The sequence below is a fragment of the Janthinobacterium silvisoli genome, assembly GCF_014200725.1.
Classification (GTDB): Bacteria; Pseudomonadota; Gammaproteobacteria; order Burkholderiales; family Burkholderiaceae_D; genus Janthinobacterium.
Window position 1 is genome coordinate 991415 of record NZ_JACHCL010000001.1, and the last position, 21082, is coordinate 1012496.

17 protein-coding genes are annotated in these 21082 nt (G+C 61.7%); 4 read left to right on the forward strand and 13 right to left on the reverse strand.

What is annotated here, in order from left to right:
- The first annotated feature begins 1 nt into the window (after position 1).
- A complete protein-coding gene (locus HDE75_RS04490) occupies positions 2-439 on the forward strand; it encodes a hypothetical protein (RefSeq protein WP_183676035.1) in 438 nt (145 codons plus the stop codon).
- 54 nt (positions 440-493) lie between these two features.
- On the opposite strand, the gene HDE75_RS04495 is transcribed toward HDE75_RS04490, so the two are convergent.
- The 12 genes from HDE75_RS04495 to HDE75_RS04550 form a co-directional block, all read right to left on the reverse strand.
- The gene (locus HDE75_RS04495; RefSeq protein WP_183676034.1) at positions 494-3802 is read right to left on the reverse strand and encodes a Vps62-related protein; all 3309 of its coding nucleotides are present in this window, start codon (positions 3800-3802) and stop codon (positions 494-496) included.
- A gap of 24 nt (positions 3803-3826) precedes the next feature.
- Complete coding sequence (locus HDE75_RS04500) at positions 3827-6328, reverse strand: beta/gamma crystallin-related protein (protein ID WP_183676033.1); 2502 nt, start codon at positions 6326-6328, stop codon at positions 3827-3829.
- Positions 6329-6659: 331 nt separating this feature from the next.
- On the reverse strand, positions 6660-7295 hold the full coding sequence (locus tag HDE75_RS04505; protein WP_183676032.1) for a tRNA-uridine aminocarboxypropyltransferase: 636 nt from the start codon (positions 7293-7295) through the stop codon (positions 6660-6662).
- 98 nt (positions 7296-7393) lie between these two features.
- Positions 7394-9085 (reverse strand): methyl-accepting chemotaxis protein, encoded by a 1692-nt coding sequence (locus HDE75_RS04510; protein ID WP_183676031.1) that lies wholly within the window; start codon positions 9083-9085, stop codon positions 7394-7396.
- Between the two features lie 150 nt (positions 9086-9235).
- On the reverse strand, positions 9236-9748 hold the full coding sequence (locus tag HDE75_RS04515) for a lipocalin family protein (RefSeq protein ID WP_183676030.1): 513 nt from the start codon (positions 9746-9748) through the stop codon (positions 9236-9238).
- Between the two features lie 39 nt (positions 9749-9787).
- Entirely contained in the window at positions 9788-10819 is a 1032-nt protein-coding gene (tssA, locus tag HDE75_RS04520; RefSeq protein ID WP_183676029.1) for a type VI secretion system protein TssA, read from the reverse strand.
- 15 nt (positions 10820-10834) lie between these two features.
- A complete protein-coding gene (gene tssH, locus HDE75_RS04525; protein WP_183676028.1) occupies positions 10835-13468 on the reverse strand; it encodes a type VI secretion system ATPase TssH in 2634 nt (877 codons plus the stop codon).
- Positions 13465-13953, reverse strand: coding sequence for a type VI secretion system baseplate subunit TssE (gene tssE / locus HDE75_RS04530; protein WP_183676642.1), 489 nt, complete (start codon positions 13951-13953; stop codon positions 13465-13467). Before tssE ends, tssH begins: the two co-directional genes overlap by 4 nt.
- 77 nt (positions 13954-14030) lie before the next feature.
- Positions 14031-14522 (reverse strand): Hcp family type VI secretion system effector, encoded by a 492-nt coding sequence (locus HDE75_RS04535; RefSeq protein WP_034750126.1) that lies wholly within the window; start codon positions 14520-14522, stop codon positions 14031-14033.
- Between the two features lie 36 nt (positions 14523-14558).
- Positions 14559-16055, reverse strand: coding sequence for a type VI secretion system contractile sheath large subunit (gene tssC, locus HDE75_RS04540; RefSeq protein ID WP_183676027.1), 1497 nt, complete (start codon positions 16053-16055; stop codon positions 14559-14561).
- 1 nt (position 16056) lies between these two features.
- Positions 16057-16566, reverse strand: coding sequence for a type VI secretion system contractile sheath small subunit (tssB, locus tag HDE75_RS04545; RefSeq protein ID WP_183676026.1), 510 nt, complete (start codon positions 16564-16566; stop codon positions 16057-16059).
- A 63-nt stretch (positions 16567-16629) separates the two neighbouring features.
- Positions 16630-17247 (reverse strand): tetratricopeptide repeat protein, encoded by a 618-nt coding sequence (locus HDE75_RS04550; RefSeq protein WP_183676025.1) that lies wholly within the window; start codon positions 17245-17247, stop codon positions 16630-16632.
- Between the two features lie 332 nt (positions 17248-17579).
- Between HDE75_RS04550 and tssJ the strand changes: the two genes are divergently transcribed.
- The 3 genes from tssJ to icmH are packed head-to-tail and all read left to right on the forward strand — an operon-like array spanning position 17580 to position 20298.
- The gene (gene tssJ, locus HDE75_RS04555; RefSeq protein WP_183676024.1) at positions 17580-18143 is read left to right on the forward strand and encodes a type VI secretion system lipoprotein TssJ; all 564 of its coding nucleotides are present in this window, start codon (positions 17580-17582) and stop codon (positions 18141-18143) included.
- A gap of 38 nt (positions 18144-18181) precedes the next feature.
- Positions 18182-19513 carry a type VI secretion system baseplate subunit TssK gene (gene tssK / locus HDE75_RS04560; protein ID WP_183676023.1) on the forward strand — a complete coding sequence of 444 codons (1332 nt, stop codon included), beginning with the start codon at positions 18182-18184 and terminating at the stop codon, positions 19511-19513.
- Positions 19510-20298, forward strand: coding sequence for a type IVB secretion system protein IcmH/DotU (gene icmH / locus HDE75_RS04565; protein WP_183676022.1), 789 nt, complete (start codon positions 19510-19512; stop codon positions 20296-20298). The genes tssK and icmH overlap by 4 nt, the downstream gene beginning before the upstream one ends.
- On the opposite strand, the gene HDE75_RS04570 is transcribed toward icmH, so the two are convergent.
- Entirely contained in the window at positions 20299-21081 is a 783-nt protein-coding gene (locus HDE75_RS04570) for an OmpA family protein (RefSeq protein WP_183676021.1), read from the reverse strand.
- Between the last annotated feature and the right edge of the window lies 1 nt (position 21082).

Sequence of the window (21082 nt, forward strand, 5' to 3'; positions counted from 1 at the left end):
TATGAAGCCGGATCCAAAACCACCTTTTGACTTTTACAATACCACGTTGATAAATGTTTTAGTCACGGTAATCTGCGTGCAACCCGGTACCGGTAATGCCGGAAAGAACAAGGAGTATGAGGTGGAATGCGACGACCTCCATGTCCGTCATCGCAACACGATCATCAATTTTCGCCTGGTGCCGCCGACCCCGCACCACATCATCTTCACTGGCGTCACGCCCGACTACCCGGCCGAGTTCAGCCCGGCCAGCGTGTCCGTCGACCGCAAGATGATCACCTTTAGCGACCTTAACAGTAAAAAGGACAATATAAATATCTTCCTTGAGTTCGCCCTCGTCTCCAAGGATAACGAATTTCAGGACACATTCAGCCATGATCCGCAAGTTGGCAACGATCCGGTGGTGCTGGAACCGCCACACGCCGCCCAGCTGGAATAACATGGCAGTCAAGGCCTGCTCTGCGGAGCCGGCCTTGACTTCACTGGCGCGGCCCTATTCCTGGCCGAACCAGTTGCCCTTGAATTTGATCGCCTGCGGTCCCGCGCTGTTGCCCTCCCCACCCAGAACCTTCTTGTCGATCAGTATTTCCGCAGCCGCCTCGGACAAGGCGCCAAAGAACGGCGTCGACCCGACCACCGGCCCCAGCACCTTGCGGATGACATTGCTGATATCGGCCCGCGAGAAATCGAAATAGCGGCCCCAGCGCCATGGCATCTGCAGCCACAGCGGCTCCAGCGGCGCGTCGTGCGCCAGGAAACCCGCCGACACCAGCCGGCTGCGCCCCGGATCGCCAAAATTGATGCGTTTGCCCTGATCGCAATGATTGATCAGGCCGATAGCCCATATACCGCCACTGCGGTCATTCGACAGATTGTCACCCGCCGTCGAATAGAAGGCATGGCCATGACGCGAGGTATACAACACCAGGCGCCTGGTGGCGGCGTCGCGCTCGAGCGAGGCGATATCCTTCCAATCGCCACTGTCGTGCGCGGACAGGAACAGCTTGACCGGCTTGCCGGTGTCGTTGTCGATGCGGACCAGGAAATGCTCCCAGTCGCCTTCGTGCACGCCCAGTGGCGCCAGGTCGATGCGGCGGTTCAGGCCCGGGGTATCGAGTTTCAGCATGCCGGCACCATTATAGGGACAGAATATCCAGAAAATGAGATCGGTGGCGTTTTCCGCCGGCAAGAACTTGGCGTGCACGTACAACGGCCCATCGTCTGGATGCCCCGGTAACAGGCTCTTGTAGTCGGCCTCGTCGATTTTCAGCACGTAGTCGCTGTCGTGCTTGGGATTATCCGGGGCCGAGCGCGGCAAAATCGCCAGGGCATCGGACCGCACGTCGCCGCTGGCAGCATCCCACAGCGTTCCCGGCGGCATCTGCCACACGCCCCGCATTTCATTCCACAGGCCGACACGCCGCAGGAAAATATCGACCGTCGACGAGAAGTATTCCTCGTCGCTGGCAAAATAGACCACCGGCGCGGCGGCGTCGATGGCCACGTTCAGTTCGGCAAGTGTCATCGGATCCTCATCCCACACTGCACACTGCGGTATTTCCTCGACCGCCGCGGCACTGCCTGGCGTGGCGATGCGGCGCAGTTCCAGCGCTCCGCCCGGGGTGATGGCCAGCATGTCGAGCGCGGCGCCGACCGGATTGCCCAGCAGGGCTACCTTGTCCAGCCCGCCGGAGACCAGGTACGGCTGCCCCCAAGGTTCGCCGGCCTTGCGCGTGACGACATACAGCGCCTGACTGGCGTCCACATAGGCCACATGGCTGGCGCCTGGCGCGGCCCCGACCCATACGATAGCGGCGCCGTCCACATTGGCGATACGTTCCGGGGCGTCGGCCTTCGCCCGGTACACGGCCAGGCCATTGCCGGCCACGTACACGTCGGGGACGTCCGGGTCGCTTCCCGGCGCCAGGCGGAAACTGCTCACTGCCGCCGGCAAACCGGTGTACGACACGTTGATGGTCTTGCCGAAGGCGTCCTCGAACGAGGTAAAGGTCAAGGCGCTATCGTTGTTTACCTGGTACAAAGTCCAGATGCCCGGCCGGCGGAAGGTGCCCAGCGCATAGCCGCGCACGCTATTCGCATCCTCGGGGATACGCAGCGTCTTCCACGCTGCCGGCGCAGCGGCGGCGTCGAAATAATAGCTGTTGGTGATGCCGGCAACAGCGGCCCCGACCAACACCAGCAGCGAAGCACCGCCGCCGGCCGGCGCGAAGGAAATCTGCGAAACCACCGTGCCGGCTGGCGCTCCCGTCCGCGCCGGAAGCTTGCCGATGGCGTCAATCCAGCCATTGTCATCGAGCGCGTTGGACAGGCCGGTGGCAACGAATACCGTGCTGATCGCCACTCCGCGGCGTGGCGCCATGGCGAAGGCGAGCGCGATCGAGCCGTCGGCCGCCTGCTGGACATCCAAACCCTGAACATGGCCATGCCTGGGCGCCGGCAATACCGCACTGAGCGCCAACTGACGCCAGGACTGGCCAGTACGGCGGAACAGATACAGCTGCCGGTTCGATCCGATAGCGAAGACCAGCGGCGAACCGGCGGCGTCGCGCACCGCGAACATTGGCTGTGCCGCGTCAACAGGCGCTGCGCAAGCATCGCTGCGATAGCCGCTGGCAACGATCCCCTTGAAATTATTGTTGATGAGGTCGTTGACGGACTGGTTGTCCAGCTGGCTTCGCTGCAACCAATGGGCGAGGTCTCGTGGCGGCGTGGCGTCATAGCGCTGCAACATGGCGTCATGGGCGCGCGCGATTCTGGCTGAGGCGTCGAGCTTGGCAATCTCGCCATGCCTCATCAGCTCCTGTGCCAACACCACCACGCCGTCGCCCGGGGTGGCCTGCGACGCCAGTACGCCGCCCCAGTGCTTGCGCTCTTCCGGGGTCGCCTCGCGGCGCAACGCGATACGCGCCATGCGGCTGGCGATCCGCAGTTGTTCCGCGCTGGCCGGCACGTTGGTCCCCAATGGTGCGGGCGCCGGGGCGGGCGCGACGACGTTACTGACCACGATGGACGAGACGAGGTCGTTAAAGCCGTCGTCCAGCATCGGCGTGTCGGCAGTAATCAGCTTGCTACGGCCCTGGAAACCGGCATGTTCGTACAGCGTCGCGCTCCAGCCTGCAGGCACCCTGAGCGAGCTGATAGTGTCATTGCCCACTGCAGCCAGCGCGGCCATGTCGTAACGCCCAGGCTGCAAAGCCTGGGTTGTACCGCTGAAATTACCGTCGGCATACACCATGACTGCGCCACCGCTGGCCGAAGGGGCGCTGACCGTGATGGACGACACCTGGTCATTGAAGGCCTCGCCCAGCATGGTGATATCGGCGGTGACGATCTGGCTGCGGCCCTGGAAGCCGGCATGCTCATACAGTGTCACGCGCCAGCCCGCCGGTACTCTGAGCGAGCTGATGGTGTCATTGCCTACGCCACCCAGTGCCCCCATGTCGTAACTGCCCGGCGCCAGTGTCTGGCTCTTGCCGCTGAAATTGGCGTCGGCATACACGCTCACCACACCGGCGCTTGCGGCGGCGTCGCTGACCGTGATGGACGAAACGAGGTCGTTGAAGCCATCGCCGAGCATGGGCGTATCGGCCGTGATGACTTTGCTGCGCCCCTGGAAGCCGGCGTGCTCGAACAGGGTCACACTCCAGCCGTCGGGCACCTTGATCGAACTGATCGTATCGTTGCCGACGACGCGCAGCGCATCCATGTCATAACGGCCCGGCGCCAGCGCCTGGCTTGTTCCTGCGTAATTGCCTTCGGCATATACAGTAATAGTAGTCATGATGATTTCTTTCAATGGCGGCGGTTAGCTGGCTGATTTGTAGGCAAAATCGATTTCGATGTCACCGTCCGTATTCATCAGCATGTTCTTGTAAAAGAACTGCGAATGCGCCGGCATCACAATGCGGGTCGAGGCCGCATCCATGATCGGACTGGTGGCAGCGATCAATTGCGTCACGACACCCTGGTCGATACTGGACAGCCCGGCCGCGTTGTCACGCCAGTCGTCGCTGACGCCATGCAGTCCCAGCAGGTCGGTAAAGAAATCAGCAACCGAGTAAACCCCGCCGGTGCCGCTTTCTTTAACCGGCTCGGCGGCTTTGGAGCTGTGTGTGATCGTGATCTTGCCATCCGTGCCCGCGATGAATTGCAGCCGGATAGACCACCTCAAGGTGGCTCTTGCCCAGCCCTTGCCCATATAGACGTTGTTCTTAAACGGAAAATCCTGATTCACCTGGTCCCACTCGTAGCGCATCAGCGAGCCAGCGATATCGAGCGTGAGGCGCGAGGCGCCCGCCGTATCCGGTTGCATGGACACATCCACATTGAACTTCAGTTCCTGTTCGGACTCGCGGTCATGGGAATTAAAACCGCTTTCATGCCATGCCAGTCTGACGTGGTCGGCATAGGTCCATCCGGTGGCGCTGGGGACAAAGCGGGCACGCTGCCCTTTCGGCGCACCGCTGACGCCGGACTTGCTATTGATGGCGGCCTCAGCGTTCCGGTCGCGGCGGGCATTCAGATAATCCGGCAACTTGTTGACGGCGTTCTCGAAGGGCTCGATTAACAGCGGCTTCAGGTAACGCTTGAAGAACAGGTCGCGTGCGATGATGCCCTTGCCGTCGATATCATTGCTCAGCACCAGATTGCGATGGAACGAGCCGGCATCGGCGGCATACAGCGCGGGATTGTCGGTGATCTTGCGGTCACCCGTGACCAACAGGAAATTGAGGGTGCTGAGTCCTGCCTTGCTCTTGTCGTTATCGCCCGCCGGGTGCTCATAGGCATGCGTAGACAGATTGGCGCCGGTTGGCTCGAACACCGCCTTGATCTCTGCCGGCGGCGCCAGGCGCGTTACCGGATAGCCAAGGATGAATGGATTATCCGCCCCCTGGTGGCTCTTGATCCACGAACCCACCATGGTGGCGAAGTTCTGTTGCAGGAAACTGTTCGTGGTATTAATCGACGATAACACCGTGTTGTAGTTCGCCATATCCGAGTTCTGGAAGTCCAGGAAAATACTCTGGATGCTGAACATGGTGGAATCGAACTGGGTCAAAATCTTCAGAATTTCCGGCGGAACCTTGCCATCGCCGCCGGTCAGATGTTCGTGCGCAATCTGGCCAATGTTGAGCTTGACGTTAAAGGCCAGCTTCCAACCCGCGATGGGTTCCTTGACGACGATAGCCTTGGCGCCAAAACCAGAGTAGTAGCTGACATTGCCACCGCTAAAACTGATCATCAGGCGCGCTTCATGGGCGTTGCCCGTATCGAACTCTACCGTCGGCGGGGCGATGGTTGCGCGGTCGGCGTCGCTGCCGCCGATCTGCAAGCCATCCCGTCCCAAGTCGCCTATTTGCACATCGCTCGGGATCAGTTTGCACGACTGCAGCCATGCCAGCTGGGAATTGACGGTATTCTGAGTAATCGCCCATACCATGTCAAAACCCGTCAGGGTGGCCGAGGGCGTAACCGGTTCCAGCGCTGCGGCAAGCACCGGCGCAGCTACCGCCACATTACTGACCACCAGCGAAGAGGCCAGGTCGTTGAAGCCGTCGCCGAGCATCGGCGTGTCTGCCGTCACGACTTTGCTGCGGCCCTGGAAGCCGGCGTGTTCGTATAATGTCACGCTCCAGCCTGCCGGCACCTGGATCGAACTGATCGTATCGTTGCCGACGATGTCCAGCGCGGTCATATCGTAGCGGCCCGGCGACAGTACCTGCCGGTTGCCGCTGTAATTACCATCAGAAAAAACAGCCGCCAGCGGCGCCGCACCGCCCGTGTTCTCGACGACAATCGAGGACGCGAGATCATTAAAACCGTCGTCCAGCATGACCGTGTCGGCGGCGATCCGTTTGCTTCTGCCCTGGAAACCGGCATGTTCGTACAAGGTTACGCTCCAGCCAGCCGGAATTTTCAGCGAACTGATGGCATCGTTGCCGACGGTTCCCAACGCGGCCATATCGTAGCGTCCCGGCTGCAGCACCTGGTTTTTACCGCTGAAATTAGCGTCGGCATAAACGGTCACGGCGCCCGCGCCCTTCGTCACCGGTTCGCTGACCACGATGGATGACACGACGTCGTTGAAACCACCATCCAGCATTGGCGTATCGCTGGTGACCACCTTGCTGCGCCCCTGGAAGCCGGCGTGCTCGTACAGGGTGACGCTCCAGCCGTCAGGTACCTTGAGCGAACTGATGGCGTCATTGCCGACGACACCGAGCTGGTCCATGTCATACCTTCCCTGGGACAATATCTGATTCTTGCCAGAATAATTCGAATCTGCGTACACAGTAATGCTCGTCATGATGGCTTCCTTAGTGTGGATTGAATACTGGGTAGTCGCGATCGAGGATCGTGGACGTGCAGCTCCCACAGATGGGCGGATGCGATCGGGACCGCTGTCCTCACCGGTGGTCCCGCGCACAGGATCGTCGTCGAGACACGACAGTAGGCCAATGAGACAAAACAGAACAGTATCTTGCGGTATCAGCCAGATACATTGACAAGCTCAGGCAAAGTCAGAAACACGCCACTCCTATACGCCACTCTTCGGCGCTAATGCCTGTTTTTTTGATGCGCACCTTTTTTATTCCAGCTTGGGAAGAGGCACGTCGAGCAATGTATGGTCACGCCTTTCAACGGCCTTGCGGCATGACATAGCTCAACTGCTGCGCCACAAAACCATCAAACGCAGTGATCAGGGGAACAAAGCGGCTTACCTCATGCTCCAACTGCATCAGGGCATAACACGTCGCTTCCAGAGTCGATAACTGATCCGGCGCATGGGACTTGCGGATCAGATAGTGCGAGGCGGGCGTATCGCGCAGGGGCAAACGCGGCAAGCGCTGCAGTTCAGGATTGAGATAGAGCATCTTGCGGCTCTTGCGCCAGGTGGCGTCCAGCACCACCAGCCGTAATTGCGACAGGTCGGCCAGGAGGGAAGGTTCGAGCGCGGGCGGTGGCGCGATGCCCAGCGAGCGGTCGCCGGGGGTATCGGGATACAGCAAGACGTTGTGCTTGCCGGCTAACAAGGTAGCAAGTTCGTCGGGAGCGAAACTTTCGCCGGTCAGCAAACGGCTGTTGGGCAGGCTCAGGTGCAGCAAACGGGCGCTGCCTTTGGCGTTGTGCACTTCCAGCGGATGCTGCAGTATCAGTACTTCGACCGTGTTTGGTACGGCAGCTACCCAGCGGCAAATGCAGCTGGAAATGGCGCGCAGGCATGCCGGGCAGCGTGCACGTTTATTTTGGTCGGGGGTAATGCTGGTGGTCATGGCAGGGCGGGCGCAGTGTTTTCAAGCCGCGATTGTAGCGCCCGCGCCATGCCGGGGTGGCGGTATCTGTCGTTTAAATTGTCGTTTAAATCGGCCGATTAAAACTCTTCCCACTCGTCATTGCCGGAAGCGACTGGCGCTTTGGCCTTGCGGACACGGGCCACGTCGAGCTTCGTCACCGTTGCCTGGCGAGCAGCCACGGCAGGCCGGGCAGGTGCAGGCCGTGCGATGCGCTGGACTGGTGGCTGCGCGGCGTCGAGCTTGAACAAGCCGACCACATCGGCAAGGCGCGCCGACTGTTCCTGCATCGCTTCCGCAGCCGCAGCGGCCTGCTCGACGAGGGCCGCGTTTTGCTGCGTCACCTGGTCCATCTGGCCTATGGCCTGGTTGACTTGTTCGATACCAGCCCGCTGCTCGTCGCTGGCGTCCGTGATCTCGTTCATGATTTGCGTCACGTGATTGATACTTTGTACGATCTCGGCCATGGTGCGGCCCGCCTTGTCCACCAGTTGCGAGCCCGTCTCGACCTTCTGCACGGAATCGTTGATCAAATCCTTGATTTCCCTGGCGGCCGCTGCGGAGCGCTGCGCCAGGTTGCGCACTTCGGAAGCGACCACGGCGAAGCCACGCCCCTGCTCGCCCGCGCGCGCCGCCTCGACGGCCGCGTTCAACGCCAGGATATTGGTCTGGAAGGCGATCGCGTCGATCACGCTGATGATGTCGACGATCTTGCGCGAGGAATCATTGATCGAACCCATGGTGCTGACCACGTCCGACACCACCGCGCCACCACGGCTGGCGATGCTCGATGCATCGATAGCCAGCTGGTTGGCGCTACGGGCGTTCTCGGCATTGCGTATGACGGTGGAAGTCAGTTCTTCCATGGACGAGGCCGTTTCTTCCAGCGAACTGGCCTGCTCTTCCGTGCGCGAAGACAAGTCCATATTGCCGGCGGCAATTTCACCCGACGCCGTGCTGATGGAATCAGTGCCAGCGCGCACCTGGCCCACGATACTGACCAGTTTATCGTTCATGTTTTTCAGCGCATGCATCAGTTGCCCCGTTTCATCGCGGCTTTGCACCTCGATCTGGCTGGTCAAATCACCCGTCGCCACCGCTTCAGCCACTTGCACGGCCCGCGTGATGGGGCGCGTGATCGAGCGCGTGATCCAGTAGGCGCAGGCGATGCCCAGCAAAATGGCCGCCACGCCCAGCGAAACCAGCAGCAAGCGGCCGCTTTCGTAGCGGACACGGATCTGTTCGGCGGTCACGTCCAGCAAGCGCGTTTCCAGCGCGGCCAGCTTGTTCAGGGCGCCCAGATACACATCGCGCTTGAGCGCCATGTCGCCATCGAACAGTTGCTTGCCCAGCGCCAGGTCGCCCGCGCTCTTGGCCTTGAAGACGTTCTTGCGCACCTCGGTATACGCCTTGCGCGCAGCCAGGACTTCCTGATACAAGGCCCTTTCTGCCCCATTCAGCTGGCTTTTACCGATATCGTCCTGGATTTCCGTCGCCCTCGCGGATGAGGCCGTCATTTCTTTTTCGAATTGTTTTTGATCTTCGGGATCGGTGACTTTCCAGGCGGCCACGGTACGCGCCGCATTGACTTCGATCACTTTGGTCCACTCGCTGATCAGGCGCTCATTGCGCACCTTGACGGTGATCAGCTCATCCGTTTCCCGGCTGGCGCCCTGCATCTGCATGATGCCAACCACGGTGAGGGTAATCAGGAGCAACAATACAGCGGCAAAACCACCGCCCAGGCGCACGCCAATCTTGAGGTTTTTCATCTGCGTGATCCCTATCTGAAAGAAAGAAACAAAAACGCCATAGGGCAAAAACTGCCCTGCAGTCGATTGTGAGCGCATCAGATAGGCATTGCAAGAAAGTGCATGCAGAAAAGCAACAGGGTGGAAGGCCGGCTGGGCAAACCACCACATTTAGTTTTGGTTGACGTAAATCAGCTTTGAGGTATCGAAGCCCAGGCTTTGCGCCTTGGCGATCAGGCGCTGCTGCAGGGCAGCATCCATGGTGGGCGTGCGCGACAGCAGCCAGAAGTAGGATTTATTGGGACCACTGATCATGGAATAGCTGTAGTCCTGCTGGTCCAGGTCGAACACGATGTAGGAGCCATAAAAGGGGCCGAAAAACGAGACTTTGAGGTAGCCGACATCTTTCTTGTCGACAAAATACGCCTTGCCTTCTGCCTCTTTCCAGGTTTTATTGCCATCGTTACAACCACGGTTGACCACCTTCAGGCCGCCATCCTGGCGCACGCTGTAATCGGCCGTCACATGGCTCAGTCCCCGTTCGAAGGAGTGGTCGAGGCGCGCAATTTCATACCACTTGCCCAGATACTTGGTGGTATTGAAATTGTCGACCGGATGGATATTGTCGGGCCGGCCCACGCAGCCGCCCAGTAAAACCAGACTCAGGAACAGCAGTTTTTTCACGATTTTCTCCAAGCTTGCTTGACTGGCAATTATAGAGGATCAATCCTGTCCGCTGGCCGTCCCCAGCATTTCATCGAGTTGCGCCAGGGTGCCCTGGTCCTTGACGACGGCGCGCAGCCACACATGCAGCGGCATCTCACCCCAGCTGGCGGCTTTGTCGGCCAGGTAGGCGACAGGGCTGTGCGGCTCGGTACGGCGGAAAAAGTCTGCCACCTGGCGCAACTGGGCCAGCGCCTGGTGCCGCTGCACGATAGCGCTGCCATTGTCGATCGCTGGCGCGGCGCCAGGCACAGCACCAGGCAGCTCGGTACCCGGCAACAAGGGGGAAATGAAATGGATGGCGTTTTCCAGCGCTTCGCGGGCGGCGCGAAAGCTCGGACCGTCGGTCCCCAGGCGCGCATCGACGCAGCGTTCCAGTGCCAGCAAGGACTGCATGCAGTAGCGCGCATCAGCCAGCAAGCCATCGGTGTAGGCGCGCGTATTGCGCTGGCGCGCCGTCTCCATCTGCGCCAGGGTCACGCCTTCGTCGTGGCGCGCCTCGCCCCAGCCTTCCGACACGGCTTGCGCCTGGCTTGTGGCGCGCTGGCGGGCGACATCAAAATCCTGCAGCGAAAACTGGCCCTCGCTGCCTTGAGCACCATCGGTCAGCGGTATCTCGCGCACCAGTTGCGGCGTGCGCGTCAACAGCCAGAACAGATTGCCGATGCGCTGTTCCTGGTCGCCTTCTTCGGCCAGCGGAAACAGGCCATCCCAGTATTGCTCGCACAGGCCGGCCAGCAGCGCGTAGCCATCGCCCAGCCCACGGAAGTGGCGCGTACGCGCATGCGCTTCGGCCAGCCAGACCGCCACGCGCAAATCCTTGCTGTGCGAAGCGATCAACTGTTCGCAGCGCGTGGCCACGAAGGGCCAGTCGGCCTCCTTCAACGCCACCACCCATTCACCCTGGTCCAGGCTGGGATCATCGTGCTGGCGCGCGCGGGCGACCGCGTCCAGCTCCTGACTGAAACTGATATCCTCGCCGCAGGGATGCACGGCGCTGACGGGCAACAGCAACTGATCGAGATTGAACATGGATTCTCCACTAGCTTATTTGATCGTGTATTTGAACTGGCCCGATTTATTGGCACTCACGCGGATGCTGGCAATCGGCTCGCCACCTGCCATGCGCGCCAGCACCGCCTCGGCGATCTCGGGCAGCACGCTGCCGTTGAGGATCTGGTCGACGTTGCGGGCGCCCGAATCGACTTCAGTGCAGCGCGCCAGCACCGCCTCAACCAGGGCATCATCGTGGCTGAACTGCGCCTGGTGATTGCGCGCGATGCGCTGGCCGATATGCGCCAGTTTCAGGACGATGATGCGGGCCAGCACTGCATCGTTCAAGGGATAAAACGGCAGCACCTTCAGGCGCCCCAGCAAGGCCGGTTTGAAGTGCTTGACCAGTTGCGGGCGCACCAGTTCTTCCAGTGCCTGCGGCGTGGGCAGGCTATCGGCCGGCTGGTTCAGACAGGCAGCCATCATCGCCGCAGAGCCGAGGTTCGAGGTGGCGATGATGATGGTGTTGCGAAAATCGATTTCACGTCCTTCGGCGTCATCGAGCACGCCCTTGTCGAACACCTGGAAAAACAGTTCGAGTACATCGGGATGGGCTTTTTCCGCTTCGTCCAGCAGCACCACGCTATACGGCTGGCGGCGCACGGCTTCGGTCAGCACGCCACCCTCGCCATAACCGACATAACCGGGCGGCGAGCCTTTCAGGCCGGCCACGCTGTGCGCTTCCTGGTATTCACTCATGTTAATCGTGATCAGCTTGCGCTCGCCACCGTAAAGCAGGTCGGCCAGCGCCAGCGCCGTCTCTGTCTTGCCGGTGCCCGATGGCCCGGTAAACAAAAACACGGCTTGCGGCTTGTTCGGATCATCGAGGCTGGCGCGCGCCGTGCGCACGCGCTGCGCGATCGCGTCCGCCACGTGTTCCTGCCCCAGAATACGGGCACGCAAGGCAGTGTCCAGCGTTTGCACGGTGCGTATATCGTCCTTGACCATCTTGCCCAGCGGAATACCGGTCCAGCCGGCGACGATGGCCGCCACGACCTGCGCATCGACTTCCAGCGGCGCCAGTGGCGACTCGCCCTGCAAGGTGGCAAGTTCTTCTTTCAGCGCCAGCAAACGGGCGGCACTGCCCTCGCCCGGGCGCTCATGCTGCAAGCCGGTGCGCAAGGCGGCGATTTGCGCCACCAGCGCCTTTTCATGTTCCCAGCGCTGCGCCAGCGCCGCCACCGTAGCCTGCCCCTGTTCACGCTCGCCGCGCAGCACGGCCAGCCGGGCTGCGGCACCACGGCTGCCTCCATCAAGCTGCTCGCGTTCCAGCGCGGCGATTTCCGTGCCTAATCTTTCAAGCTGGCGGCTGGCGTTTTCCAGCTGGCCCGGTGTGGCGCTCTGGCCCAGCGCCACCTTGGCGCAGGCCGTATCAAGCACGCTGATGGCTTTGTCGGGCAACTGGCGTCCGCTGATATAGCGGTGCGACAAACGCACTGCATCGGTGACGGCTTCGTCGCGTACGCGCAGGTTGAAATGGCGTTCCATCAGCGGCGCCATGGCGCGCAGCATGGCGCAGGCGATTTCTTCGCTGGGCTCCTCCACCTTGACGACCTGGAAGCGGCGCGCCAGGGCCGCATCCTTTTCAAAATACTTTTTGTATTCGCTCCAGGTAGTGGCGGCGATGGTACGCAGCGCACCGCGCGCCAGCGCAGGCTTCAGCAGATTGGCGGCATCGTTCTGCCCCGCCTGGCCACCCGCGCCTATCATCGTGTGCGCCTCGTCGATGAAGAGGATGATGGCATGCGGGCTTTTCGCCACTTCATCGATCACGTTCTTCAGCCGGCTTTCAAACTCGCCCTTGACGCTGGCGCCGGCCTGCAGCAAACCCATGTCCAGCGTGTGGATGTGCGCACCCTGCAGCACTTCGGGCACATCGCCGGCGGCGATGCGCAGGGCCAGCCCCTCCACCACGGCCGTCTTGCCCACGCCCGCCTCGCCAGTGAGGATGGGATTGTTCTGGCGCCGGCGCAGCAAAATATCGACCGCCTGGCGGATTTCATTTTCGCGGCCGATCACGGGATCAAGCTTGCCATCGCGCGCCAGCTGCGTCAGGTCGGTGGTGAACTGGTCCAGCGCCGGCGTTTTCGCTGCCAGCACCGTGAGACCATCGACCGGCGCGGTCGATGCTTCCGGCGCGGCCGGCGTATCCTCGCCAGATCCTGCCGTCAGCTTGTCGGGAAAATGCTTCAGCTGTTCCACACTGAAGCGCGCAAACAGTTTGGAACTGCGGTAGGCGAGCTGCGACAGTTCCGGCTCCGTCAACAGCGCCAGCAACACATGGCGGCTGCGGATGGCTGCCGGTTGCGATGCGCCCAGCGAGGCGATCAGCCAGGCGTGCTCGAACAGCAGCGGCAGATGGGGAGAGAACACGGGCGTGCGCGCGCTGCCCGTCTTGAAGCTGCCGATCTCGCGGCGCAAGTCCGCTTCCAGCGCGGACAGGCTGATTTCGCTGCGGCGCGCGATCACGACGAAGTCGCTGCGCTCCTGTTCCAGCAAGGCCAGGAACAGGTGTTCCAGGTCGACTTCATACTGGCCCAGTCCCACGCAGATGGCGGCGGCGCGCGTGGCGGCCGTGCGTAGGGTGTCATTCAATTTGGCGATCAGGGTCTTGAGATTGGCGCTCATGCAGAAACTCCCTTGCGGTTGATCGAATAGCGTAGCGACGATGGCTGCAGCACGGCGTCGAAATTGACCGCTACACAGGCGGGGAAAACAGCCAGGGTGCCGCTGATGACAAAGCTGATGCGGTTGACCGAGCCAGCTTCACGCTCCAGGCGCGCGCGCACATTGCGCAGGCGCGGCTCGTGGCGCTCGATGGCGGCCTTCAGCGAAGCGCAGATGCGGGCGCGGTCATCGCTGCTGGACAAGCACATGCCGGCAAAATCGATCAGGCCATAATTGATGATGGACGCGGCGCATTCGGGATAGTCGTCGAGCGCGCCGGCCGGCAGCGCCACGCGCGTGTTGAGCAATTCTTCCAGGTCGCGCGCCACCGCATCCTTCATCTGTTCGAGCGACAGCCGCGCCACCACACCGGCCTGTCCAGCGCCTCCCGCCAAGGCGCCCTCGCCCATCAGGCGGTCAAACAATCCGGGAACATATGTCGGCAAATTCGCCTGCATGCGTGCCTCCTCAAAAAAAAGACGCGGCGCGCCAGGACCAGGCCCTGGCGCGCCGCGCCGCAACATCAAGCCACGCGGTTGGCGGCCAGGTCCCAGCCGCCCGAGGTATTGCCACCGGCGCCGCCCGTCACTTTTTGCTGCGTATATTTCCACTTCACTTTCGAGAATTTGAAGCCCACATGCTCGCCCAGGATGTCGCCTTCTTCCACGTTGGGCGTGACGGCGCCGATCAGCACATTCTCGATCTCGATTTCAAAATACTTGACGCGCTCGCCCTGACCATCGGCACGCATGAATTCAAAGCGCGCCTTGGGGATGGTCTTGCCGGCCGAGCAGGTCTGCAGCAGCACCGGCGAAGCCAGGTCGGCCAGCTTCGAGATCACGATATCCTTGTGCTCGCAGCGTTCGGCCGTATGGCCGCCACCCGTCGATGCTGTGGCCGATTTTGGCTGCTCCACACTCCAGCTGACCGATTTGCACTCGATCCAGTCCTTGTGCTTGTCATCGGTCGATTCGCCCTTGATACCGTCTATCTGCAGATATACATCGATTGCCATATTGTGCTCCTCTGGTTGAAAGATGATCCCGGTGGATCAGGAATTGGTCGACTTCGGCAACTCCGCGACCAGTCGGAGCGAAACGGATAATTCATCGAGCTGGAAATGCGGCCGCAAAAAGGACACGGCGCGGTACACGCCGGGCCGTCCCGGCACTTCCTGCACCTGCACCGATGCTTCGCGCAGCGGGAACTGGGCCTTCTGTTCCTGGCTGGCGTTATCGTCAAGCAGTACGTAGGTCATCAGCCAGCGGTTCAAGAAGTCCTCCACGTTCGATGCGGCGGCAAAGCTGCCGATCTTGTCGCGCATCATGGCCTTCATGTAGTGGGCGATGCGCGAAACGGCAAAGATGTATTGCAGCTGCGACGACAGCACCGCGTTCGCATTGGCCGCCTCGCTGTTGTATTTTCGGCTCTTTTGCGCCGACTGCGCGCCGAAGAAGGCCGCATACGACGTGTTCTTGCAGTGCACCAGCGAGATGAAGCCCAGGTCGGACAGCTCCTTTTCGCGCCGGTCGGTAATCGCCACTTCGGCCGGACACTTCAGCGCCACGTCCCCCTCGTCCGTCTTGAAGGTATGCGTGGGCAGGTCGTCCACCAGCCCGCCGCCTTCCACGCCACGAATGGCGGCGCACCAGCCATAGTCGGCAAACGCGCGCGTCAGCTTGCTGCCGAAAGCATAGGCGGCGTTACACCACAGGTACTTGTGATGATCGCTGCCATCGACTTCCTCGACAAAGTTGAAGCCTTCCACGGTGGTGCCGTCGACCGGATTGAATGGCAGGCGGCCGAGGAAACGGGGCAAGGTCAGGCCCACGTAGCGCGAGTCTTCCGATTCGCGGAAAGCCTTCCATTTCGCATATTCGATGGTGTCGAACACCTTCGCCAGGTCGCGCGGCTTGCCCAGGTCGCCATAGGTCTCCAGGCCAAACAGTTCCGGTGCGGCCGAAGCGATGAACGGCGCATGGGCGGCGGCGGCGATATGCGACATCTGCTCGGCGAAATACATGTCTTCAGGCTGGCGAGAGATGGCAAAGTCGCCCAGCAGCGCCGCAAACGGGGCGCCGCCGAAAGTACCGAATTCTTCTTCGTAGATCTTCTTGAACATGCAGCTCTGGTCGAACTCCAGCGCGGCCTGGAAGTCCTTTACCAGTTCGCGCTTGGTGGCGTTGAACATGCGGATCTGCAGGTGCGTGCCGGTATCGGAATTGCGCACCAGGTAGTTCAAACCGGTCCAGCTCTGTTCCAGTTGCTGGAACGGCGCCGCATGCATCACTTCACTGAGCTGCGCGGAAATGAGCCGGTCGATTTCCGCCACGCGCGCGTCCAGCGTGGCAGACAGGCTGTTCGACATCAGCACCGTGCCATCGAGTACCTGCGCCACCAGTTCGGAAATCAGGTCGCGGGCGCGCGCATGTTCCGCGCCGGACTTGGCGACCCGGCTTTGTTCGACGATCTGGTCCAGCAAATCCGTCGTGGTGGAGCCGACAGCGGCGGCTGGCGCGGCTGCATTCACTTCTGCCTGGGCGTTCATCTTAATCCTCCTGCGCAGGCAGCAAAGGCTGCAAGGTGGCCAGGCTGTCGGTGTTATTGAGCACTTCCGTCAGCAGGTCTTCCAGTTTGTCGTTACCGGCCAGCTTGTTGCGCAAGTCGGCCAGCTTGGTGCGCGCCTCCAGCAGTTTGCGCAGCGGTTCGACTTGCTGTACCACCGATTCAGGACGGAAGTCGCTCATCGAGCGGAAGTGCAGCTCCACCGGAAAATTGCCGCCCGCTGCGCTGAGGCGGTTCTGCACGGCAAAGCGCGCTACCGGCTCGACGCCAGCGAGCACTTCATCGAAGTTTTCCTTGTCGATGGCGACGAACTTGCGGTCTTTCAGGCGCTTCTTCTCGCTGTCCGGATTGCCGCCAAAGTCGCCCAGCACGCCTACCACGAAGGGCAGTTCCTTGTTTTCAATGGCGTCGCCGATCTCGACGTCATAGGTCATTTGCACGCGCGGCGCGCGCACCTTTTGCAAGCGCTTCTGGACACTGTCGGCCTTGGCCATGTCGTTTCCTTCGCAGAGTAGTTAGAGAAGGCGCCGCATGGGCGCCAGACAAACAGCCGCCGCTTATTTCAGGCCGCTGAAGGGATCAGCCGCCCCCTGTGCGGGCGCCCCTTTTGCCGCCGGCGTAGCCGCGGCACCTGCCGGACGCTTGGCCGCCGGTGCTGCCGGCCGCTTCGCCGATGGCAGCAAGACTTCCTCGCCGATGCTCGCGCGCAGCAGCTTGGCCAGCTCCTGCGCCTCCGACCGCAGCGAGCCATTCAGATTGTTTTGCCGCGACAGGTCGGCCAGCGCCTTGCCAGACAGGCGCAAGCCACTGACGGCGACGATGCTGTTGGCGACCTTGTCATCGGGATCACGCTCCAGTACTTCCAGCGCATCGACGATCGCGTCGCCGTAGTGGGCGCGGTCAAACTTCATCTGCGCCATCTGCAGCCATGGCGCCTTATCCGATGGATACGCCGTGCCACCACCTTTGAGCAAGACCAGCGCCTTGTCGTACTGGCCAGCCCTGGCCGCAGCATCGGCTTCGCTCAGCATTTGTGCCAGGGTGGGCACGGGAGCAGGCTTGGGCGCCGGCTTCTCGGGCGTGGCGCAGGCAGCCAACACCAGCGCGCTGGCCACACAGGCAAGCTTGGGGAACATCCGTATCAGGACTCGGGTGGGGCGGGTGACTGGCTTCATCTGCACATTCCTTCACGTGGAGGACGCTACCGCTGGGAAAGATGGGCGGCGCCGTGGTGAGGGCCATTATTAACTGCGCTGATTTTTGCCAAGTTGAGGATGATCAGCAAAGAGGAAGTTCAACTCAGCAGTGAAAATTAAACATGGGAAACCTGATCTGGCGCAGTAATAACAGGGATCACAGGCAGCTTTTGCGTCAGCGCAAGTAGCTTGCAGTGGCATACGATTAAATGGCAACACGACTTTCTTTCCGCAAAGGCCAAGCCGCCATGCCTGCTTATCAACCTTCCCGCTGGCGCACCTGCACCGCAATTTTGCTCACTCATTTGCTAATGCCCTTGCTCACGGCCTTGCTGCTGGCCGGCTGCGCGGGCGGCGCCATCGGCAGCCTGGCCAGCACAGCGCTGCAGATGGCGGGCATCAGCAAACCACCGCCGCCACCGGAACTGCCGGACGCGCAAAAACGACCGCGCACGGTGAGCATTCGCCTGCATGCGGGCCAGCGCCTGAACACGGATCCGCAAGGCCGGCCGCTGGCGCTGGTGGCGCGCATTTACAAACTGCGCCAGAAGACCACTTTCGAACAAACGCCGTATGACAGTTTTCTCGATGCAGAAAAAGAAAAGCAGGCGCTGGGCGCCGACCTGATGGAAGTGAAGGAAGTGCTGCTGGTGCCAGGCCAGCGCTACGAGATCGAGGAAAAGGTCAGCAAGGAAGCGTATTTCATCGGCGTGGTGGCGCTGTTCCGCGCACCGGCCCCGCAGCGCTGGCGCGCCACATTCGGCGCGGCCGAAGCGGAACGCAGCGGCATCACGCTGGGCCTGCATGCCTGCGCCATCAGCACGGCCGGCAGCCCGGACGGCGGCGCCGCATTATCGGCAGTGCGCTGCGAATAACAGTGGTCTACAACAAGCAGTTATCCAGGGAGAACAAGATGAGCATGGCAGCGAAAGTCCTGTGGGGCGAGGGCCTGTTTTTACGGCCCCAGCATTTCCAGCGCCAGGATCAATATCACGAAGCGCGGCTGCACCATACGGCTAGCGCCCTGCATCCTTATCTGTGGGGCGTAGCGCACATGGAATGGGATACGGAAGCGTTCAAGACCAACACCTTGCGCCTGAACGCGCTGTCGGCGATTTTCCGCGACGGCGAAGTATTCGATGCAGCCGGCGACGGCGCACCCGGCGGCGACACCCTGCCGCCAGCGGTGGACTTGTCGGCGCTGCCGCCGGCGCTGCAGGAAGTGACGTATTACGCGGCGCTGCCGGCCGTCAACCGCGAAGGCGCCAACTACTCGCTGCAAAATTTTCCCGAGGGTGGCGACACACCAGCCAATACCCGCTTTGTGCATGCCCTGCGCGCCACGCCCGACCTGTTTACCGATTCAGCCGTAGCCGACGTGGCCTACCTGAAAAAAAACCTGCGCCTGATTCCCGACAGCGAAGCGCGCGGCTCCTACGATTGCCTGCCGCTGATCGCGCTGCGGCGCACGGTGTCGGGCGGCTTCGAAGCCGTGCCGTCCTTCATGCCGCCGATCCTGGCGATCGCCGGCGCACCGCGCCTGCATGGCTTGCTCGAGCGGCTGCTCGATGCGCTGCAAGCGAAGGTCGATGCACTGCATGGCCATCACCGCGAACCGAGCCGCAACGTGATCGAATTCCGTTCGGGCGACGTGTCCTCATTCTGGCTGCTGCATACGATCAGCACGGCAGCCGCCGCGCTGATGCACTATGTGCGCCACCCTGCGCTGCATCCCGAGCGCCTGTACGAAGCGCTGCTGGCGCTGGCGGGCGGACTGCTCAGCTACTCCAGGCATTACACGCTGGCCAGCCTGCCCGCCTACGACCATGGACAGCCGGGCCCCTGCTTCGCCGCCATCGACAGCATCATCCGCGAACTGGTCGACACGGTGATCTCGTCCAAATATTTTTCCATCGCCCTGCTTGAGGACAAACCCTCGTACCACCTGGGCAAACTCGATTCGGGCAAGATCGACCAGTACACCACCCTGTACCTGGCCATTCGCGCAGCCATACCAGCCATCGAACTGGTGGACATCGTGCCCGTGCGCGTAAAAGTGGGCGCGCCGGAAGACGTGGACAAATGCGTGCTGTCGGCCATGCCCGTGCGGCCCGACACCTATTATTTTGCGATTGAAAACCGCGGCGTGCTGTATGAGCAGATGCTCAAGGCGCAATCGATCTCGGTGTATGTCCCGGCCGGCATCCGCGACCTGCAGCTTGAACTGATCGCGGTGACAGCATGAGCCAGCTCATCGAACGGCGCGCCGCGCCATCGCTGCTGGGCGGGCGCGGCGCCCCTACCAACGCAGGCGCCACGCGCCAGACCGGCAGCGCCCTGCTGGACCTGATGCATGAAGGCTTTTATATGCTCTTCATGCTCAAGCATGGCTCGGCGCCCGGCGACGAGCAGGGCTTCATGGACAGGATCACGGCCTTCCTCGAAGACTTCAGCCGCGAAGCAAAGAAGAGCCGCGCCGACGGCGACGATATCGAGGCTGCCAAATATGCGTTTTGCGCAGCCGTCGATGAAATCATCCTGGCCTCGCCCTTCACCATCCGCAAGCAGTGGGAACGGCGTCCGCTACAGTTGCTGATCTTTGGCGACCAGCTGGCTGGCGAGCACTTCTTCGACCGCCTCGACGCCCTGCGCGGCAAGGGTGCCATGCGGGTGCAGGCGCTGCAGGTGTTTCATATGTGCCTGCTGCTGGGTTTCCAGGGAAAGTACGCCAGCGAGGGCAGTGAAAAGCTCAGCTACCTGACTGGCCGCCTGGGCGACGAGATCGCCCATATCAAGGGCAAGAGCCGTGGCTTCGCGCCGCGCGCCGAGCGCCCCGACCAGGTGGTCAACAAGCGCCGCAGCGATGTGCCGCTGTGGGCGCTCACCAGCGTGTTTGCCCTGCTGGCCATCTGCGCCTACCTGGGCTTGAAAACCCATTTGACGGCCGGCACGCAAACTACCCTGGCGGGCTATGCCGACCTGGTCAAGCTGGCGCCCAGCCCGGCGCATCTGACCATCACGCTACCGTGATTATTGTGCAATCCTGAACTCGATGCGCCGGTTACGCGCCCGGCCATCGGCGGTGGTGTTAGCCGCCACCGGACGGTCCGGCCCCTGGCCCGACGCGACCAGCATTTCCGGCTTGATCCCCTTGGTGGCCAGGTAAGTGCGCACGGCTTCGGCGCGCGCCTGGCTCAGGGCCAGGTTGCTGGCCCGCAGACCCGTATTGTCCGTGTGGCCGATTACTTCCACCTTGCGCTCCTTGAGCTTTTGCATCACGGCCGCCATCTCGTCGAGGATGGCCAGCCCTGCCGGCGTGATGCTGGCCTGGCCAACATCAAATTCGACAATGCGCTTGTCCAGCGCCGTGTCCAGCAGCCCCTGCTCCGACGCGCTCACGCGCAAGCCGTTGTTGACGACGTAGGTGGGATTGAGGCTGGTGGCGATGTCGCTGGCGATCTGCTGGCGCTGGAACTCGTTGGCCACCTCGCCGCGCACGCTGACGTTACTGCCGGCGATACTGATCTGGCCGCGCGAAATCAGCTTCAGGTTGGGCGTGATCAGCTTTTGCACATAAGCATTCCAGTTGGCCGGCACGGCCACATTGCCGATGGTGATCTGGTCGACCACCCGTTCAACGCCATACAACTCGCGCAGGCGCGCCAGCACGGCCGCCTTGGCCACTTCATCGGCCAGGGTGCCCGTCACCAGGATTTGCCCCGGCAAGGGCGTGACGGGCGCAGGCGCCTGGTTCTGCGCCTGGGCCGGGGTCAGGGGAAAAGACAGGAGCAAGGGTAGCAGCAACGATTTCATG

What these genes read in the sequence shown, in the direction of transcription:
- tssA (WP_183676029.1), bottom strand. Translation starts at nt 10,819, where the DNA reads ATGTTCAATCTCGATCAGTTGCTGTTGCCCGTCAGCGCCGTGCATCCC.
- HDE75_RS04535 (WP_034750126.1), bottom strand. Translation starts at nt 14,522, where the DNA reads ATGGCAATCGATGTATATCTGCAGATAGACGGTATCAAGGGCGAATCG.
- tssH (WP_183676028.1), bottom strand. Translation starts at nt 13,468, where the DNA reads ATGAGCGCCAATCTCAAGACCCTGATCGCCAAATTGAATGACACCCTA.
- tssC (WP_183676027.1), bottom strand. Translation starts at nt 16,055, where the DNA reads ATGAACGCCCAGGCAGAAGTGAATGCAGCCGCGCCAGCCGCCGCTGTC.
- tssK (WP_183676023.1), top strand. Translation starts at nt 18,182, where the DNA reads ATGAGCATGGCAGCGAAAGTCCTGTGGGGCGAGGGCCTGTTTTTACGG.
- tssJ (WP_183676024.1), top strand. Translation starts at nt 17,580, where the DNA reads ATGCCCTTGCTCACGGCCTTGCTGCTGGCCGGCTGCGCGGGCGGCGCC.
- HDE75_RS04500 (WP_183676033.1), bottom strand. Translation starts at nt 6,328, where the DNA reads ATGACGAGCATTACTGTGTACGCAGATTCGAATTATTCTGGCAAGAAT.
- HDE75_RS04570 (WP_183676021.1), bottom strand. Translation starts at nt 21,081, where the DNA reads ATGAAATCGTTGCTGCTACCCTTGCTCCTGTCTTTTCCCCTGACCCCG.
- HDE75_RS04510 (WP_183676031.1), bottom strand. Translation starts at nt 9,085, where the DNA reads ATGAAAAACCTCAAGATTGGCGTGCGCCTGGGCGGTGGTTTTGCCGCT.
- tssB (WP_183676026.1), bottom strand. Translation starts at nt 16,566, where the DNA reads ATGGCCAAGGCCGACAGTGTCCAGAAGCGCTTGCAAAAGGTGCGCGCG.
- icmH (WP_183676022.1), top strand. Translation starts at nt 19,510, where the DNA reads ATGAGCCAGCTCATCGAACGGCGCGCCGCGCCATCGCTGCTGGGCGGG.
- HDE75_RS04505 (WP_183676032.1), bottom strand. Translation starts at nt 7,295, where the DNA reads ATGACCACCAGCATTACCCCCGACCAAAATAAACGTGCACGCTGCCCG.
- HDE75_RS04550 (WP_183676025.1), bottom strand. Translation starts at nt 17,247, where the DNA reads ATGAAGCCAGTCACCCGCCCCACCCGAGTCCTGATACGGATGTTCCCC.
- HDE75_RS04490 (WP_183676035.1), top strand. Translation starts at nt 2, where the DNA reads ATGAAGCCGGATCCAAAACCACCTTTTGACTTTTACAATACCACGTTG.
- HDE75_RS04495 (WP_183676034.1), bottom strand. Translation starts at nt 3,802, where the DNA reads ATGACTACTATTACTGTATATGCCGAAGGCAATTACGCAGGAACAAGC.